The following is a 1,045-nucleotide window of genomic DNA, read 5'->3' as shown; positions in this document are numbered from 1 at the left end:
CCCCCCCCCCCCCCCCCCCCCCCCCCCCCTTTTTCAAAAAAGAAGACGAAACACTAGATATGAGAACCAGTCTCGTGGGCTCGGAGATGTGTATAAGAGACAGTTATATGATACATCAAGTCAAGCGATAAAAAAGGGAGGGTTATAGTGATGGCAGTAACCACAACTCTGGTGTTTCCTATGAGCTTTCCTGACCGCCTGACAGCATTTCGTAAAGAGCTGGGTTTTACCCAGCAACAGATGGCTGACAAGATTGGTATGCACGTTTCTCAGTACAAGCGTTACGAAGCGGGCGCATCGCAGCCGACGATTGATGTATTCCGGCGTATAGCATTAGCACTTAATGTCAGTGCTGATATGCTGCTTTTTGAACCTGACGAACGCGGCCCGGATGAACGGCTTAAACTCCAGTTTGAGGCGGTTTCTAACCTGGACGGGAAGGAGCGGGAGGCTGTGGAGACGGTGATTGCCAGCATTTTACATATGCACGATGCCAGACGCTGGACGGTCAAAAACTGACAACAGAGAGAACTTAAAGACACAGTGCCACGGTGCGCTAACACCGTGGCACTGCTGACCACAAGCAACTATGGAGGTAGTTACTATGGCTGAGACACATCATAAGCCAGAGGCCCATACGCCCACAACAACAAGGGCTTATACCGTGGGTTATGTCAGTGACGCGAAGTACCAGCCCATGCCGGCTGTTACGCTGAAGGGCCACTGGATGGCACAGGCGGGATTTGAGACAGGCACGCCGCTGGAAGTCAGGGTGATGGACGGCTGCATGATACTGACGGTTAAGCCGCCCTCACCGGAGCCGGAAGTGATACAGGCCCTGCGCCAGCTCTGCCCGAAGCTCTCCGCCCGTAAGCAGCGCGAGCTGATGGACGTGATTCAGGTCATGGCCAGGCCTAAGAAGCGGAGCGCTGACTGACCTGACAGATAAAAAAATCCCAGCCGATAAGGGCTGGGATTGAACTGTCTCTTATACACATCTCCGAGCCCACGAGACTGGTTCTCATATCTAGGGTGTCGTCTTCTT

Annotated in this window: 2 protein-coding genes; both read left to right on the top strand. The window is 53.3% G+C overall.

Features of this window, described 5'->3' with window-relative positions:
• Positions 1 to 180 precede the first annotated feature (180 nt).
• Entirely contained in the window at positions 181 to 519 is a 339-nt protein-coding gene (locus ACLRGG_RS21355; RefSeq protein WP_416251582.1) for a helix-turn-helix domain-containing protein, read from the top strand.
• An 85-nt stretch (positions 520 to 604) separates the two neighbouring features.
• Positions 605 to 937, top strand: coding sequence for a SymE family type I addiction module toxin (locus ACLRGG_RS21350; RefSeq protein WP_416251581.1), 333 nt, complete (start codon positions 605 to 607; stop codon positions 935 to 937).
• The last annotated feature ends 108 nt before the right edge of the window (positions 938 to 1,045 follow it).

This window comes from Erwinia sp. PPS120 (assembly GCF_047918655.1).
Taxonomy (GTDB): Bacteria; Pseudomonadota; Gammaproteobacteria; order Enterobacterales; family Enterobacteriaceae; genus Erwinia; species Erwinia tasmaniensis_A.
The sequence above is the reverse complement of the archived record's forward strand: the minus strand, read 5'-3'. Positions and strand labels throughout refer to the sequence as shown.